This is a genomic window from Bradyrhizobium sp. WSM4873 (assembly GCF_055811355.1).
This window is the reverse complement of record NZ_JBVVPS010000001.1, coordinates 385,971-401,852: the sequence shown is the minus strand read 5'-3', so window position 1 is coordinate 401,852 and position 15,882 is coordinate 385,971. Positions and strand designations below refer to the sequence as shown.

The window sequence follows — 15,882 nt, the reverse complement described above, 5'->3', positions numbered from 1 at the left end:
GGCGGTAGAACGCAAAATTGGGGTCGAGAACGGTTCCGCGGCAGGCGGTCTGGCGGACATGCGTCCGCAGGCGGAACTTGGAACCCAGCTTAGGCGTTCTTTGCCAGATTTCGCCTTCCGGCTGGGACCGGGCCGCTGACCGCGCGTCCCATCTCGGGGCCGGAGCGCACGTCGGCGATGGAGCTTCATGGGGGTTCAATGATCAATTCATCAAGCCGGGCGCAAACCAGCGACCCCGAAGAGTTGCCCAGGATTTCGACCGGCAGTGACGGCCTCGACGATATCCTCTACGGCGGGCTCGATCCCAATCGCATGTACCTTTACGAGGGTCGGCCCGGCTCGGGCAAGACCACGATGGCGCTGCAATTCCTTCTCGAGGGCGCCCGTTGCGGTGAACGCGTGCTCTATATTTCCTTGTCGGAAACCAAGCGTGAGCTGACGCTGGTGGCACAGCGGCACGGCTGGTCGCTGCAAGGCGTCGACATCTTCGAACTGGTGCCGCCGGAGACGACGCTCGATCCGGAGCGCGAGCTCACCGTCTTCCATCCCGCCGAAATGGAGCTGAGCGAAACCACCGGCCTGATATTCAAGGAGGTCGAACGGATCAATCCCGCGCGCGTCGTGCTGGACAGCCTGTCCGAGCTCCGCCTCCTTGCGCAGAACCCGCTGCGGTACCGGCGCCAGGTTCTGGCGCTGAAGCACTTTTTCACCAACCGCAATTGCACGGTCATTCTCCTCGACGATCTCTCGTCCTCCCAGGACGATCTGCAGCTCCATTCGATCGCGCATGGCGTCGTGATGCTCGAACAGCTCGCCATTGATTATGGAGCAGAGCGCCGGCGACTTCGCGTGATCAAGATGCGCGGCATTCGTTTTCGCGGCGGCTTCCACGATTTCACGATCGAAGCAGGAGGGGTGCGGATATTTCCCCGTCTGGTGGCGGCCGAACATCACACCTCGTTCATCGGTGAGTTAACGCCCAGCGGCAATGCGCAACTCGACCAACTCCTGGGAGGAGGGCTCGAGCGCGGCACCAGTGCGCTGCTCTTGGGCGCCGCCGGTGTCGGCAAGTCTTCTCTCGCGCTGACCTATGCGATCGCGGCGGCAGATCGCGGTGAGCATGCGGTGTTCTTTGCCTTCGACGAAGGTCGCGGCACAGTGGAGGCCCGGGCTCGAACGCTGGGCCTGCCCCTTGAAAGCCATCTGCAATCGGGGCTCATCCGATTTAAACAGATCGATCCCGCCGAGATGTCCCCCGGCGAATTCGCCGCCAATGTGCGCAACAGCGTCGAAAACGATAACGCCCGAATTGTTATCATCGACAGTCTGAACGGCTACCTCAACGCAATGCCGGATGAGCGATTTCTGATCCTCCAGATGCACGAGCTCCTGAGCTATCTCGGACAGAAAGGCGTGCTGACCGTCCTGATCCTCGCTCAGCATGGGCTGGTCGGTCCGATGGAAACGGCTCTCGATATCAGCTATTTGAGCGATGCCGTGCTCATGCTGCGCTATTTCGAAGTCGGCGGAACGGTGCGGCGTGCGCTCTCGGTCGTGAAGAAGCGCAGCGGCAATCATGAAAATTCCATCCGCGAGTTTCGTCTTGGCAGTGCCGGCATTACGGTAGGTCCTCCGCTGACCGGGTTCAGCGGCATCTTTTCCGGGAATCCGCGTTACTCGGGCACGGAAATGCCGGAAGGGCTGTCGGAATGAGCGCCGACCGCGATCATTGCGTCCTGGTGTTTGCTCCGATCGGCCGCGATGGACCGGCATCGGTCGAGCTCTTCCGCAATTCGAATCTCGTAGCAATCAATTGTCGTGGTCTGCCTGAACTCGTCAGCGAGATGTCGGCGGGCGTGGGCGCGGTGCTTCTCGCCGAGGAGGGCCTGTTCGGGAAGGATACCCAGCCGCTGGCACATTGGATCGAGCGGCAGCCGCCCTGGTCCGACTTGCCCTTTGTCATTCTCACCAGCCATCGGGAGCAGCCGGCGGTGGTTGCCTGGCGCCGCAGCATCGTCGAGACACTCCGCAACGTTTCGCTGCTCGAGCGCCCGGTTCAGCCGATCACGCTGACGAGCGCAATTCAATCCGCGATGCGGGCCCGCCGGCGGCAATATGAAATTCGGACCTTGCTGCAGGCGCGCGAGCGGACGGCCCAGGAGCTCGAGAAGCTCGTGGTCGAGCGTACCCGCGCCCTCGAGGAGGCCAACAAGCATCTGCGGGCCGAAATGGAAGAGCGCGCCCGCGTCGAGGAGACCCTTCGTCAGGCCCAGAAGATCGAAGCCATCGGACAATTGACCGGCGGAGTAGCTCACGACTTCAACAATCTGCTGATGGTGATCTCCGGTGGATTGGACATGCTCGATCGGCAGACTGATCCTGATCGGCGGCGTCGTCTGTTGGAGGGAATGGTTCAGGCGGCGCAGCGGGGTGCCGGCCTGACCAGGCAGCTTCTGGCTTTTTCACGGCGGCAGAAGCTCCGGCCCGAGGCCGTCGACATCCCAGCGCAGATCGGCGGCATGCGCGAATTGCTCGATCGGAGCCTGAGAGGCGACGTTCACGTCGAGTTTGATTTTCCCGAGGGCCTTTGGCCGGTTGAGGTCGATCCGGGAGAGCTCGAGCTGGTCATTCTCAACCTGGCGGTCAACGCCCGCGATGCGATGCCGAACGGTGGCACCATCGTTGTCCGGGGGGAGAACCTGGCCGGCCTGACCGAGGACGAGATCGCGGGCGATTACGTTCGTCTGTCCGTGGTCGACAGAGGTGTTGGAATGAGCCCCGAGATCCTGGCGCGGGTCTTCGAACCGTTCTTCACGACCAAGGATGTCGGGAAAGGCTCGGGCCTGGGGCTTGCCCAGGTCCACGGATTTGCGACGCAGTCACGCGGAATGGTTCGCATAAAATCGATCGTCGACGAGGGCACCAGCATCGAGCTCTATTTGCCGCGATCCAGGAATATTCCTTCGGGTGAACGGCATCTCATCGACCTGAACAGGGCTCGGCCCAAGAAGGCCAATCATGGCCGGGTTCTCCTCGTCGAGGACGACGACGAGGTCGCCGCGCTGGTCAGCGAGATGCTTGCGCAACTCGGTTACCAGGTCACGCGCGCGGCCAGTGCTGCGGCGGCTCTCGGTGCCCTGGCGGACGGCCGCTCGGTCGATCTGGTGTTTTCCGATATCATGATGCCGGGCGGCATGAACGGTGTCGAACTGGCGCGCGAAATTCAGCGACGGCGAAGCGACATCCCGGTCCTGCTGACGAGCGGATACGCCGAAGCCGCGGTTCACGACGCCGAAATGGCCGGGATCCGGATCCTGTCGAAACCCTACCACATCGACGAGCTCGCCGCAGCGCTCGGTGCGGCAAAGTCGGACTTTGCGACAACCGCAGGACCGGGCTTGGCGAAGACTCGGGGCTGACGATTCGCGCGACAATCACCGGCCGGGCTATGGCTTCCGGGCGCGCCTGCGCAATTGCGCGCTCTGCCGATCGTGCCGCGGCGCGCAACGATGCGACGAACAAATGCAAAGCGGTCGCGTCTCGATTGCGCAGACACGCATTCGTTTTCTGCGAGTTAAAGATTTCCGCCACTACGTGTGGCTATATTGATTGCCAAAATCGGCCCGCAAATGCAGCCACTTTCAGCCGTCATTTGAGACCATTTCAGCCAAACTGTTGTTGATTTCTTTGCAGGGGCAGGGACCCTCAGTTGGAGCCCTGCAATGTTCAAGTCGGTTCTTTCCGCGTGTTTCTTCGTTGCCTTTAGTTTCGTCGCTTCCGAAGCACGGCCTTATCGCATTCATCAAGCACCCGAATGCAACGTCACGATGCCCTGCGACTTCTCGTATTCGCAAATGCGTCGTGAGCGGACGTCCAGGTCCTTCCTAACGCCCGGGTCCTCACTCCAATCCTATCGCGCGACGCAACTGACAGTGACCGACGCAGGCGGCGCCGCGACGGCGAGCCTCTCCGGCGCTCGCATCGTCGGTGGTCGTCCGGCAGGTTGCCCTTCCTCCTTCTGCGGCTGCGGCGCTGCTCTGCGCGTGTTCGGCCGTATCGTGCCGGAATTGAATCTCGCGTCGAACTGGCTGCGCTTCCCGCGGACATCACCCGCACCGGGAATGGTCGCAGCCCGACACGGACATGTGTTCGTCCTCGAGCAACACCTAAGCGGGGATATCTGGCTGGCGTACGACGCCAACTCGGGCGGACACGCGACGCGAATGCATGCGCGTTCATTGCGTGGCTACACGATCGTCAACCCGCGCGGCGGTTCGGTCGCTTGAGACGCGGGCCGGCAGGTGCGTTACGAGACCTGGTGCGCCATCGCGCGGAACACCTTGTCAACCCCGCACTGAAATAATATTCGTATTTACAGAAGTTCGGATAAGGCGTAGTTTGCGCGCATCCCGGCCTGCTACAAGGGCGTTTCGCGATCGTCACGAGACGCGGGCCGGGAGGCGGTGGCCGCGACTGCGTCGGCGCGCTGGGCAGGCTGCAGGGCGGGTTTTCCCGTGAGCAGCTGCACACGCGGTACGACACGGCGCTGACAGCCTCCTCGTTCGGTCTCGATGGCGAGCGCACGCCAGGCATCGAGGACAGGGGCGGGGAGGTGCGCGGACGGCAAAATCGTGTGGTCCTGACGCCCGGGGTCTGTGCGTCAAGTCTTGTGGTGATGCTCTGCCCAACCGGGTCAGCACATCAGCCATCCGCAAGGCGACGGGGGCAATAGTGCATCGCTCCCCGGGGAGAGCGCGTCATAAGCCGTAAAACCATTCGCGCAGGGAAGGCCGGTTGCCGGCGTCACCTGTCGTCCACCCCGTGCGCGTCTTGCTCGCACACGGGACTACGGGTGCCAGCCGGCGCCCGGCCTTCCCTGCGCCCTTTCCTTCGAGAGGGTGCGAAGACAAGAGCAAAGCTCGGGCAAAATGAGCCGCGAGAATGCGAAAGTGTGCCTGCAAGCCGGGAACGGGAATTGGGTGATCGCGACGGGACGATAGAGCTACGCGCTCTCCGTCTCCCGGTGCACGTCGTGCACCACGAGGCCCATGCCTTCGTCGGGCATCTTGATCCAGTCGCGGCGCTTGAGGGTGCGCTTGGTGTCTTCGTAGCCGGAGGTCCAGTGCTCGCGCATCGAGGTGCCCGAGAATTCGTGGTCCTTGGCGTCGCCCTCGTAGGCCTTCTGCTGGTAGATCAGATGCAGGATCGCGATCTCCGGCATGTGGCGCAGGCTTGACTTGAGTTTGCGCTCCTCCTCGGAGAGCTGCTCGTCGGGCAGCTTGGCCAAGGCCTTGTAGAGCAGGACCTTGAGGTTGTGGGTTCGGCGGTAGACGTCGGTGTTGTGGCGGGTGCGCGAGGAATACATGATGTCCTTGTGGCGGGCCATCACGTCCTGGATCGAGCGCGGCAGCACGCCGCGTGCGCTGAACAGGTCGACCTGGAACACCAGCGAATTGAGCGCGTCTTCCTGGTCGAGCAGGTGCTGAAGCGGCGTGTTGGAGACGATGCCGCCGTCCCAGAAATGATCGGTGCCGATCCGTACCATCGGCAGTGCCGGGGGCAGGGCGCCGGAAGCCATGATGTGCTCCGGCTCGATCTCGTCATGGGAATTGTCGAAATAGATGAAATTGCCGGAGAGCACGTTGACGGCGCCGACCGCGAAGCGAACCTTCTTCTCGTTGATGAGGTCGAAGTCGACGAGCTCGAGCAGGCTCTCCTTCAGCGGCATCGTGTCGTAATAGCTGGTGGCGGTCCGGGCGCCGACCGGGCTCAGCCAGGGATTGACCTGATGCGGGCTGAAGAAGCCCGGTTGGCCCATCGCCGACGTCATCCACGCGCTGGTGAGATTGCGCCACTGGCGGAAGATGTCTCCGTCAGGCGTGTAGTGCCAGATCTTGCGGTTGGTGATGCGCTCCCAGAAGATGCGCAGCGCCTCGAGCCGCTTCTCCGGCTTGTTGCCTGCGATGATGGCGGAGTTGATCGCGCCGATCGAGACGCCACAGACCCAGTCGGGCTCGATGCCGGCCTCGTGCAGCGCCTGGTAGACGCCGGCCTGGTAGGCGCCGAGCGCGCCGCCACCTTGCAACACCAGCGCAACGCGGTCGCAGCGCTCGGGCCGCCAGCCTCGCGAGGGAGGCTGATGGGTCTGATGAGCCGGTTGCGACGTTCGGGCGTCCATGGTGTGCCTCCTGGCAAGCATGGAGATCATGCTTCAATGACAGAGGCCAAACGATTGCGTCGGGCGGTGACGGCGTGATGACATTCTGGCGCCGATGCATCGCTTGCATGCACCATGAGCGCCCTAAGAATGGCTGCGGTCGTGCGGATGACGGAAATCCTTCACATCGCAGTCAATGACGGCGGCTAGCAATCTGCATCGCCGCCTGACGCTGCCGGGCGGGCATCACATGAGCACCACGAGAGGAGACCGGCGATGCGCAGGGAAGATTTACTGAGGCTTCCATCCATGCCGGCGGCTGGGCCGAGCTATCCGGCGGGGCCCTATCGCTTCGTCAACCGCGAATTCCTCGTCATCACCTACGCGACCGATCCGGAGCTGATCCGCGCCGGCCTGCCTGAGCCGCTGGAGCCGATCGACCAGCCGATCGTGCATTACGAATGGATCAGGATGCCGGACTCGTCCGGCTTCGGCAGCTACACCGAGTCTGGCCTCGTCATCCCCGCGCGCCTGCACGGCGAGGAGGTCAACTTCGTCTCGCAGATGTATCTGGACGATGATCCGCCGATCGCCGCCGGCCGCGAGATATGGGGCTTTCCCAAGAAATACGCTCATCCCAAGCTCGAGATCGTCAAGGACACGCTCACGGGCACGCTGGAATATGCCGGCCAGCTCGTCGCCATGGGCACGATGGGCTACAAGCACGAGAGCATGGCCGGCAACGGAGACCTGACCCGGGCGACGCTGTCGAAGACGCAGGTCAATCTGAAGATGATCCCCGGCGTCGACGGCCGCCTCGAGATCTGCCAGCTCGTCGCGATCAACCTCATCGACATCGTGCCGAAGGGCTCCTGGATGGGGCCCGGCCGGCTGCATCTGGTGCCGCATGTCAATGCCCCCGTAGCCGATTTCCCGGTCCGCCGCTGCCTCGGCGCGCATCATTACATCGCCGACCTGACGCTGCCGTTCGGCCGCGTCGTGCACGACTACATCAGGGAAGCCGAGTTGGCCACCACCGGGCTGGCCGCGGAGTAGGGCGTCATCATCAAACTGTAACAATGCCGTAATTGAGTACCCGCGAGGGTCCGGAAGATGCCGTCAGCCATCTTGCGGAGCGGGGCGTTCGTTGACGTTGGGGTTGGTCATGGCTGAGCCGGCTAAGCTTGTCAGCGCGATATCGGATTCCGTGCCTTGCATTCCCGGCCTGGTATGGGCATTCCGCCTCCACGGCGACGGCGGCGCCGAGGCGCTGCCGATCGACCAGCCGATCGGGTTCAGTCACGACGGCCGGCTCTGGCTGCATTTCAACCTCACGGACACGCGCGCACGGCCGTGGATCGCCGCGTCACAGCTGCCGCCGCTCGCGCGCGAGCTCTTGCTGTCCAACGACACCTTCCAGCAGCTTCACGTCATCGACCACTGCGTCTACGGCGTATTCTCCGACCTCGTGCGCGAGATCGACAGCGCGACGGAGGAGACCGCGTTCCTGCGCTTCGCCATGACCGAGCGGCTCCTGATCAGCGGCCGCCATCAGGCGCTGTGCTCGGCGGATGCGACACGCCGGGTGCTCGAAGGCGGCTACCGCGTCGACAACGTCGCCCATCTCCTTGAAAAGATCGTCGACGAGGTCGCCGACACGCTTGATAGGATGGCCGACAAGCTCGGCCAGGAGATCGACGACATCGAGGAGCGGATTTTGGCCGACGACGCCAAGCCGGAGATGCGCCGCAATCTTGGCCGGCTGCGCCGGACCTGCGTCAGGCTGCATCGCCAGCTCACCGGCCTGCGTACGCTGTTCCATCGCCTCGACCAGAAGAACACCGACCACCTGTCGCCGGACCTGCGAATCCAGGCCGGCAAGCTGGCGCAGCGGCTGGACGGCCTCGACCACGATATCGTCGAGCTGCGCGAACGCAGCCGCCTGCTCGAGGAGGAGCTGCGTTTCAAGAACGAGGAGGAAAGCAACAACCACCTCCACACGCTCTCGATCGTAACCTCGCTGCTGCTGCCGCCGACGCTGATCACCGGTATCTTCGGCATGAACACCAAGGGCCTGCCGCTGACCGATGTCGAGAGCGGATTTTTCTGGGCGGCGCTCCTGATGGCCTCGTCGGTCGGTGCGGCCTATCTCTTCATGCGGCGTACCGGTATTTTCAAATAGCGTACGCCAGCCGGTATCAGCCGTGATCGCGAGTGCACATCAATTTTCGCTGCGAAATGCGGCCGCGATTGTGCTGGCCTCGACAGTGGCGAGCACCGGCGCGCTCGCCGGCGCCAAGGACGAGAGCGCGGCGGAGTGGCTGGCTCCAAGATGGTTCAACGCGTGGCATGACGGCCTCGCCAACAAGGGCCTGAATTTCGGCGCCACCTACATCGGCGACAATATCGGCAATGTGTCGGGCGGTGTTAAGCGCGGCGCCATCCATTTCGGCCGGCTCGATCTGTCGGTCGATGCCGATCTCGACAAGCTGGTCGGCTGGACCGGTGGCCGTTTCTACGCCAATGCCTTCGTGATCTACGGGCGGGGCCTGAGCCGCAACTACGTCATGAATCTCGCCACCATCAGTGAGATCGAGGCGCTGCCGGACCAGCGGCTCTACAATGCCTATTTCGAGCAGAGCTTCTTCAACGACCGCTTGAACATCAGGGCCGGCCAGGAGGCCGCCGATGTCGAGTTCTTCGACAGCCAGACCGACGACCTCTTCATCAACGGCACGTTCGGCTGGCCGGCGATCAAGGCGTCGAACCTTCCGGCCGGCGGCCCGGCTCCGCCAATCGCGGTGCCTGGCATTCGCATCAAGGCCGCGCTGACGGATCAGATCACGGCATTCGGTGCTGTCTTCAACGGCGATCCGTCAGGACCTGGCGATGCAGATCCGCAGCTTCGCGACCATCATGGTCTCGCCTTTCGCTTCAACGACCCGCCGTGGGTGATCGGGCAGGTCCGCTTCAATTACGATATGGATATCGGCGGCCGATCGCTTGCCGGAAATGTCACGCCGGGCGCCTGGAAGCACTATGGCTCGTTCGACAGCCAGCGCTTTGCCGCGGATGGGCGGTCGATCGCCGATCGCGACGGCAGCGGCATTCCGGCAAGGCTTCGCGGCAACTACGGAGTCTTTGCCGTCATCGAGCAGGTGCTCTATCGCCCGCCGGAGGTCAAGGACAACAGCACGTCGGCCTCGATCCCGGGCGTCACCGCGTTCGGCCGCATCGCCTACAGCCCGCCGGACCGGAACCTGATCGATCTCTATCTCGACGGCGGCATCGGCTTTGTCGGCTTCGTCCCGGGCCGTTCGCTCGACCGCTTTGGCGTGGCCGCGGCCTACATGCGCATCTCGAACACCGCGCGCAATCTCGACGTCGACACCCAGCTCTACTCCGGCATCCAGAGCCCGGTGCGCAGCAACGAGACCCTGATCGAGATGATCTACGAGGCGCACATCAAGCCGGGCTGGCTGATCGCGCCGTACTTCCAATATGTGTTCCGTCCCTCGGGCGGCGTCCAGAATCCGGACGACCAGAGCGGTGTTGCGCGGATCGGTGACGCCGCGGTCTTCGGCGTCACCACCACGATCAGATACTAAGCCATCGCGGCCTGCGGCTTTGGCTTCGGTTGTCGCGACAGCGTCAGCACGATCAGCGATGCGAACACGCAGAGCGCGCCGGCGATGAAGAAGGCGGGCAGGTAGCTCTGATAGACCGTCCGCGAGAAACCGGCGCCGAAGGCGGCGGTGCCGGCGCCGAGCTGGTGGCCGGCAAAGATCCAGCCGAACACCAGATTGGCGCGCTCGGGTCCGAATTTCTGCGCGGTGAGGCGCACCGTGGGCGGCACGGTTGCGATCCAGTCGAGCCCATAGAACATCGCGAAGATCGAGAGCCCATAGAACGAGAAATCGCTGAAGGGGAGGAAGATCAGCGAGAGCCCGCGCAGGCCGTAATACCAGAACAGCAAATAGCGGTTGTCGTAGCGGTCCGACAGCCAGCCCGAAATGATGGTGCCGAAGAAGTCGAAGATGCCCATCGCAGCCAGCAAGCCTGCGGCCTGCACCTGCGGGATGCCGAAATCGAGGCACATCGGAATCAGATGCACCTGCACGAGGCCATTGGTCGATGCACCGCAGACGAAGAACGTCGCAAACAGGACCCAGAACGCGCTGCTCTTCGAGGCGTCGCGCAGCGTGCCGAGTGCGACGCCGGTGATCGAGCCATGGCTGACGGGCGGCGCGGGCAGGGGGGTGGTGCCTTCGTCGCCGAACGGGCGCAGGCCCAAATCGCTCGGACGGTCGCGCATCGCGAGCAGGACCGCGAGGGCGGAAACACCAAGCGCGATGCAGACAAAGCCGAGTGCAAGCCGCCAGCCGAAACGTTCGGTGAGGCTTGCCAGCAGCGGCAGGAATACGAGCTGGCCGGTGGCGACGCTCGCGGTCATGATGCCGACGACGAGGCCGCGCCGCGCCGCGAACCAGCGCGTCGCGATGGTGGCGCCCAGCACCAGCGCAGTCATGCCGGTGCCGATCCCGATCACCACACCCCACAGCGCGACGAGCTGCCAGACCTCTGTCATGCCGAGCGAGAGCACCAGCGCCGAGACGACGATGAGCTGCGCGGTCAGCGTGACGTTGCGCAGCCCGTAGCGGTTGAGAAGCGCGGCCGCGAACGGCGCCATCAGCCCGAACAGGATGAAGCGGATCGACAGTGCGGAGGAGATCTCCGCCGTGCTCCAGCCGAACTCCTTCTGAAGCGGAACGATGAACACGCCGGGCGCGCCGACCGTGCCGGCGCTGATCAGCGCGGTGAGGAAGGTCACGCCGACCATCGCCCAGCCGTAATGGATATTGCGGCGGCCGAGTGCTGCCGCGAGCCAGTTCGAGATCATTGGGCCTCAATCTTGATGGGCAGGATTTGAAACACCTGCGCGAGTTTGCAGAATGGCACGGGACGCGTCTGTCTGAAATGACAGAGTTCCCTCATTTCCGGACTTTTACGTCAGTGCGTCAGGCGCTCCACCGCGATCGCAGTGGCTTCGCCGCCGCCGATGCAGAGCGCCGCTACGCCGCGTTTGAGGTTTCGCGCCTCGAGCGCATGCAGCAGCGTCACGATCAGCCGTGCGCCGGTGGCGCCGATCGGATGGCCGAGCGCGCAGGCGCCGCCGTTGATGTTGAGCTTGTCGCGGGAAATGCTGAGATCGCGCTGCGCCGCCATCGCCACCACGGCGAAGGCTTCGTTGATCTCGAACAGATCGACATCGCCGGCACTCCAGCCGACTTTGTCCAAGAGCTTGCGGATCGCCGGGATCGGCGCCGTGGTGAACCATTGCGGTTCCTGGCTGTGGGTGGCGTGGCCCTTGATCACGGCGAGAGCCGGCAGGCCGCTGCGATCGGCGAGCGAGCGCTTGGTCAGCACCAACGCAGCGGCGCCATCGGCGTTGGCGGAGGAGGCCGCCGGCGTGATGGTGCCGTTGGCGCGGAACGCCGGCTTCAGCCCGGGGATTTTTGCGGGATCGACCTTCAGCGGATGCTCGTCATTGGCGACGGTGCGGGGACCTGCCTTCTCGCTCAGCGTGATCGGCGCGATCTCGGCCTTGAACGCACCGCCCTCGACCGCCTTGCGCGCACGGCTCAACGTTTCCATCGCATAGGCGTCCTGGTCCTTGCGGGTGAATTGATAGGCCTCTGCCGTCGCCTCGCCGAAATCGCCCATGGAGCGGCCGGTCTCGTAGGCATCTTCCAGCCCGTCCATCATCATGTGGTCGATGATGCGGTCATGGCCGGCGCGGTAGCCGCCGCGCGCCTTCGCCAGCAGATACGGCGCATTGCTCATGCTCTCCATGCCGCCGGAGACGACGATCTCGGCCGAGCCGGCGCGAATGATGTCGTGCGCCAGCATGGTCGCTTTCATGCCGGAGCCGCAGACCTTGTTCACGGTGGTCGCCCCAGTGGCGTCGGGCAGGCCGGCGGCACGCGCAGCCTGGCGCGCCGGGGCCTGGCCCTGGCCGGCGGGAAGGACGCAGCCCATGAAGACCTCGCCGACCTTCTCCGGCGCAACCTTGGCACGCTCGAGTGCCGCGCCGATCACGTGCGAACCGAGCTTGTGTGCGGGAAGCGGCGACAGCTCGCCCATGAAGCGGCCGAGCGGGCTACGGACGGCGGAGACGATGACGACGGGATCGGCGGCTTCTGCCATGGGGGAGACTCCCTACGATGTCGGACATGTAAGATTATGATCATCATATGATGCGGCGCAAAAAATGCAACTGCGTCCGGCATGAGAAAATCTTGTGGTTCGCATGAGATTTGGTCGTGCGAGCCGAAGAGTTGTCCCACAACTTGCTGTCATCGCCCGCGCAAGCGGGCGATCCAGTACGCCCAGGCGGTTGTGATTGAACCGATGGCGCGCGGAGTACTGGATGCCCGGCCTGCGCCGGGCATGACACCGTTGCTGGTGGCCCTATCGCTTCCGATTCACAAACGCGCCCATCAGCCGCGTCGGCTCGTCGGTCAGGAACGACTCGCCAAAGACCTTGACGCTCAGATTCACCGACTCCGTGAGCGGCAGTTCCTCCCACTGCCGCAGCAATGCCTTCTGCGACCGCAGCGCCTCGGGGCCGCATTCGAGCAGTGCCGTCACGAGATGCTCGACCTCGGCATCGAGCCCGCCCTCCGGCGCGACCTTGTCGACCAATCCCCAGGCCAGTGCCGTCGGCGCGTCGATGTTCTCCGCGGTCATCACCAGCCAGCGCGCGCGGGCCCAGCCGATCAGACGCGGCAGCAGCGCGGCATGGATCACCGAGGGAATGCCGACGCGCACCTCCGGCATGCCGAAATGCGCATCATGGGCGGCGATCCGGAAATCGCAGGCGGCAGCGACTTCGAGCCCGCCGCCGAGGCACCAGCCGGGCATGCGCGCAATCACCGGGACCGGGAATTGGCGCACGGCCTCGCAGAGGTCGCGCAGGCGGCTGATGAAGGCCTCGGCGGACTTCTGGTCGAGCCCGGCCATCTCCTTGATGTCGGCGCCGCCGATCATGCTCTTCTCGCTCTGGCCGCGCAGCACCACAACCCGGATGCTGCGGTCCGACGAGAGCTGCTGCAAGCCTTTGCGCACCGCTTCGGTGACGGGCGAGCCCAAAATGTTCAGCGAGCCGGCGTTGCAGATCGCGACATGAACGACGCCGCGCGCATCGCGCGTTACGCCGCAGTGGTTGTTGAGCATTTCCATGGTGGCATCTCGAAGGTTTCGTGGACTTGCGCGAGGGCGCGCCTGTCGGGATCACTTCCGGGCCGAAACGCCCGGCTTGTCAAGCGGGCGAGGAGGCAGTTGCCAGCGCGAAGTCCGCAGAATAGTATGATGAAAATCATACAAAGAGGCCGCGATGACCAACGTCGATCAACTCGACCTGTTTTCGCCCGCGCAGCGGCGCGAGCGGCTGGTGGAGTGGCAGGTGCCTGCGCCGGTTGCGAAAGTGGCGATGGGCCTGTCAGGCATGGATGCGATGCTGGGCATCCGCGACGGACGGTTGCCGCCGCCACCGTTTGCCAAGCTGATCGGCTTCGTCATGGCCGTGGTCGAGCCGGGCCGGATCGTCATGGAACTCGAGCCGCGTGAGGATCTCGAGAACACCATCGGGATCCTGCACGGAGCCGCAGCCGCCGCGCTGATCGACACCGCGATGGGATGTGCGATCTCGACCAGGCTGGAGTCCGGGCAGGGCTCCGTCACCCTCGATCTGAAAATGGCCTTCCTGCGTCCGCTCTCGGTCCGGTCCGGGCTGATCGCCGCCGAAGGCAAGGTGATCAAGCTGGGACGCCAGACCAGCTACACCGAGGGCTTCGTCCGCGATGGTAAGGGGGCACTTGCGGTGCACGCAACGGCGACCTTTTCCATGATCGGCAACAATTTTACCAGGAATTAATGCGCCGTCAGGCCGATATCCGTGTTATTAGATGACCTCCGACATCCAATGAGATCCGCATGCGCTATTCCCGGGAACACAAGCAGGAAACCCACGACCGTATCGTGAAGAAGGCCTCCGTGCGGCTGCGCGAAAAGGGCGCCCACGGCATTGGCGTCGCCGACCTGATGAAGGAAGCGGGCCTGACCCATGGCGGCTTCTACGCCCATTTCGACTCGCGCGAGGCGCTGGTGATCGAGGCGTTCGACTACGCCATGAATCGTTCGATGGAGCACTGGCGCAAGCAGTCCGACCAGGTCGCGCCGGAGAAGCAGCTCAGTCAGATCGTCGAGACCTATCTCTCCACGGTGCATCGCGACAACCCCGGTCACGGTTGCTCGATCCCCGCGCTCGGCGCCGAGATCGCCCGGGAGAGCCCGAAGACGCGAAAGGCCTTTGCCGGCAAGCTCGACGAGATGATCGAGATGATCACGGACTTTATCCCGAATCTGCCGCGCAAGGCCGCGCGCAAGCAGGCAATCGCGACCCTGGCGACCATGGCCGGCACCATGTTGCTGGCGCGCATCGCCGGCTCCAGCGAACTGTCGGACGAGGTGCTGAAGACGGGCAAGGACAGCGCGCTGGACGGCGCGCGGCGTGAGCCGAAGGCAACGGTGGCGAAGAAGCCGAAGCAGAGCTAGGCCGAGGTGCCGTTGAACGCGTATGGTGGGTTAGCCAAAGGCGTAACCCACCATGCTTCGGTGAGTGCTGGACGAAGTTGGTGGGTTACGCCGAGCAGATGCGCTTTGCGCATCTGTATGGCTAACCCACCCTACGAAGTCCGCCCCGCAAACAGCGCCCGCTCGCGCTCCACGATCTCGGAAATATAATCCGCCACGGCGCGAATCCGCGCCAGATCTTTGCTGTCGGCGTGCATCAGCATCCAGAAGGTGCGGGTGATCGAGACCTCTTCCGCCAGCACCGCAATCAGCTGCGGATAGTCGGCCGCCATGAAGTGCGGCAGCACGGCGATACCGAAGCCTGCGAGCGTGGCATTGAGTTGCGCGATCAGATTGGCGCTGCGCAAGCGCGCGGAGATCTTCGGCGACACCTGCGGCAGATAGTCGAGCTCGGGCGTGAACAAGAGCTCCTCGATATAGCCGACGAAACGATGTTGCGGCAGGACCTCACGCGAGGTGATTTTCGGGAAGCGGTCGAGATAGTTGGGTGCGGCATAGAGTCCGAGTCGGTAGTCGAGCAGCTTGCGGCCGACGATGCGCCCTTCCTTCGGCATGGTGAGGCTGATGGCGATATCGGCCTCGCGTTTGGAGAGGCTGAACAGCCGCGCGGTGGCCACCAGTTGCAAATCGAGATCGGGATACCGGTCGGCGAACGGAGCGAGCCGGGGCGCCAGGAAGGCGGTGCCAAATCCATCTGGCGCGCCGATCCGTACCGTGCCGGTCAGCCGCGCCACGGAGCCACCGACCTGCTCCTGGTTGGCGACGATGGTCGATTCGATGGCTTCGGCGCTGTCGGCGACGCGCTGGCCGGCCTCTGTCAGCAGGTAACCGGTCTTGCGCCGGTCAAACAGCTTGGCCGAGAGGTGCTTCTCCAGCCGGTCGACACGGCGGATGACGGTGGCATGGTCGACGCCGAGCTGCTTTGCCGCAGCCGAGACCGAGCCGCCCCGCACGATGGCCAGCACGAAGCGGAAGTCGTCCCAGTCGATAGCGCCTTGATCCAGCATTTTCGCACATCTATGGTGCATTATCTCAGACTTGAATCCTATAAAATGCAGGTCGATAGGATT

General features: G+C 63.9%; 13 protein-coding genes. 8 read left to right on the top strand and 5 right to left on the bottom strand.

Annotated elements, in window-relative coordinates:
* Positions 1-198 precede the first annotated feature (198 nt).
* The 3 genes from AC0L21_RS01975 (at position 199) to AC0L21_RS01965 (ending at position 4,286) form a co-directional block, all read left to right on the top strand.
* A complete protein-coding gene (locus AC0L21_RS01975; RefSeq protein ID WP_473257456.1) occupies positions 199-1,713 on the top strand; it encodes an ATPase domain-containing protein in 1,515 nt (504 codons plus the stop codon).
* On the top strand, positions 1,710-3,419 hold the full coding sequence (locus AC0L21_RS01970; protein WP_473257453.1) for a response regulator: 1,710 nt from the start codon (positions 1,710-1,712) through the stop codon (positions 3,417-3,419). Before AC0L21_RS01975 ends, AC0L21_RS01970 begins: the two co-directional genes overlap by 4 nt.
* A gap of 303 nt (positions 3,420-3,722) precedes the next feature.
* Positions 3,723-4,286, top strand: a complete 564-nt coding sequence (locus AC0L21_RS01965) for a hypothetical protein (protein ID WP_473257450.1) — start codon at positions 3,723-3,725, stop codon at positions 4,284-4,286.
* Positions 4,287-5,002: 716 nt separating this feature from the next.
* On the opposite strand, the gene AC0L21_RS01960 is transcribed toward AC0L21_RS01965, so the two are convergent.
* Entirely contained in the window at positions 5,003-6,178 is a 1,176-nt protein-coding gene (locus AC0L21_RS01960) for a patatin-like phospholipase family protein (protein WP_473257447.1), read from the bottom strand.
* Between the two features lie 255 nt (positions 6,179-6,433).
* Between AC0L21_RS01960 and AC0L21_RS01955 the strand changes: the two genes are divergently transcribed.
* From AC0L21_RS01955 to AC0L21_RS01945, 3 genes are all read left to right on the top strand, one after another.
* Entirely contained in the window at positions 6,434-7,213 is a 780-nt protein-coding gene (locus AC0L21_RS01955) for an acetoacetate decarboxylase (protein ID WP_473257445.1), read from the top strand.
* A gap of 109 nt (positions 7,214-7,322) precedes the next feature.
* Positions 7,323-8,339, top strand: coding sequence for a transporter (locus AC0L21_RS01950; protein ID WP_473257442.1), 1,017 nt, complete (start codon positions 7,323-7,325; stop codon positions 8,337-8,339).
* A 22-nt stretch (positions 8,340-8,361) separates the two neighbouring features.
* Complete coding sequence (locus AC0L21_RS01945) at positions 8,362-9,765, top strand: carbohydrate porin (RefSeq protein ID WP_473257437.1); 1,404 nt, start codon at positions 8,362-8,364, stop codon at positions 9,763-9,765.
* On the opposite strand, the gene AC0L21_RS01940 is transcribed toward AC0L21_RS01945, so the two are convergent.
* The 3 genes from AC0L21_RS01940 to AC0L21_RS01930 all read right to left on the bottom strand — a co-directional run bounded on the left by AC0L21_RS01940 (position 9,762) and on the right by AC0L21_RS01930 (position 13,399).
* Positions 9,762-11,057, bottom strand: a complete 1,296-nt coding sequence (locus AC0L21_RS01940; protein WP_473257435.1) for an MFS transporter — start codon at positions 11,055-11,057, stop codon at positions 9,762-9,764. The genes AC0L21_RS01945 and AC0L21_RS01940 overlap by 4 nt on opposite strands.
* Positions 11,058-11,167: 110 nt before the next feature.
* Complete coding sequence (locus tag AC0L21_RS01935) at positions 11,168-12,364, bottom strand: acetyl-CoA C-acyltransferase (protein ID WP_473257432.1); 1,197 nt, start codon at positions 12,362-12,364, stop codon at positions 11,168-11,170.
* Positions 12,365-12,628: 264 nt separating this feature from the next.
* Positions 12,629-13,399: an enoyl-CoA hydratase gene (locus AC0L21_RS01930; protein WP_473257429.1), complete on the bottom strand. Its 771-nt coding sequence runs from the start codon at positions 13,397-13,399 to the stop codon at positions 12,629-12,631.
* 154 nt (positions 13,400-13,553) lie between these two features.
* Between AC0L21_RS01930 and AC0L21_RS01925 the strand changes: the two genes are divergently transcribed.
* Both AC0L21_RS01925 and AC0L21_RS01920 read left to right on the top strand, forming a co-directional pair.
* Positions 13,554-14,093, top strand: a complete 540-nt coding sequence (locus AC0L21_RS01925) for a PaaI family thioesterase (RefSeq protein ID WP_473257427.1) — start codon at positions 13,554-13,556, stop codon at positions 14,091-14,093.
* Positions 14,094-14,152: 59 nt separating this feature from the next.
* On the top strand, positions 14,153-14,773 hold the full coding sequence (locus tag AC0L21_RS01920; protein WP_473257424.1) for a TetR/AcrR family transcriptional regulator: 621 nt from the start codon (positions 14,153-14,155) through the stop codon (positions 14,771-14,773).
* Positions 14,774-14,904: 131 nt separating this feature from the next.
* On the opposite strand, the gene AC0L21_RS01915 is transcribed toward AC0L21_RS01920, so the two are convergent.
* Positions 14,905-15,819 carry a LysR family transcriptional regulator gene (locus AC0L21_RS01915; protein ID WP_473257422.1) on the bottom strand — a complete coding sequence of 305 codons (915 nt, stop codon included), beginning with the start codon at positions 15,817-15,819 and terminating at the stop codon, positions 14,905-14,907.
* Positions 15,820-15,882 lie beyond the last annotated feature (63 nt).

Excerpts from the sequence above, each read along its gene's own strand:
- AC0L21_RS01975 (WP_473257456.1), top strand. The coding sequence starts at position 199 with ATGATCAATTCATCAAGCCGGGCGCAAACCAGCGACCCCGAAGAGTTG.
- AC0L21_RS01970 (WP_473257453.1), top strand. The coding sequence starts at position 1,710 with ATGAGCGCCGACCGCGATCATTGCGTCCTGGTGTTTGCTCCGATCGGC.
- AC0L21_RS01965 (WP_473257450.1), top strand. The coding sequence starts at position 3,723 with ATGTTCAAGTCGGTTCTTTCCGCGTGTTTCTTCGTTGCCTTTAGTTTC.
- AC0L21_RS01960 (WP_473257447.1), bottom strand. The coding sequence starts at position 6,178 with ATGGACGCCCGAACGTCGCAACCGGCTCATCAGACCCATCAGCCTCCC.
- AC0L21_RS01955 (WP_473257445.1), top strand. The coding sequence starts at position 6,434 with ATGCGCAGGGAAGATTTACTGAGGCTTCCATCCATGCCGGCGGCTGGG.
- AC0L21_RS01950 (WP_473257442.1), top strand. The coding sequence starts at position 7,323 with ATGGCTGAGCCGGCTAAGCTTGTCAGCGCGATATCGGATTCCGTGCCT.
- AC0L21_RS01940 (WP_473257435.1), bottom strand. The coding sequence starts at position 11,057 with ATGATCTCGAACTGGCTCGCGGCAGCACTCGGCCGCCGCAATATCCAT.
- AC0L21_RS01935 (WP_473257432.1), bottom strand. The coding sequence starts at position 12,364 with ATGGCAGAAGCCGCCGATCCCGTCGTCATCGTCTCCGCCGTCCGTAGC.
- AC0L21_RS01930 (WP_473257429.1), bottom strand. The coding sequence starts at position 13,399 with ATGGAAATGCTCAACAACCACTGCGGCGTAACGCGCGATGCGCGCGGC.
- AC0L21_RS01925 (WP_473257427.1), top strand. The coding sequence starts at position 13,554 with ATGACCAACGTCGATCAACTCGACCTGTTTTCGCCCGCGCAGCGGCGC.
- AC0L21_RS01920 (WP_473257424.1), top strand. The coding sequence starts at position 14,153 with ATGCGCTATTCCCGGGAACACAAGCAGGAAACCCACGACCGTATCGTG.
- AC0L21_RS01915 (WP_473257422.1), bottom strand. The coding sequence starts at position 15,819 with ATGCTGGATCAAGGCGCTATCGACTGGGACGACTTCCGCTTCGTGCTG.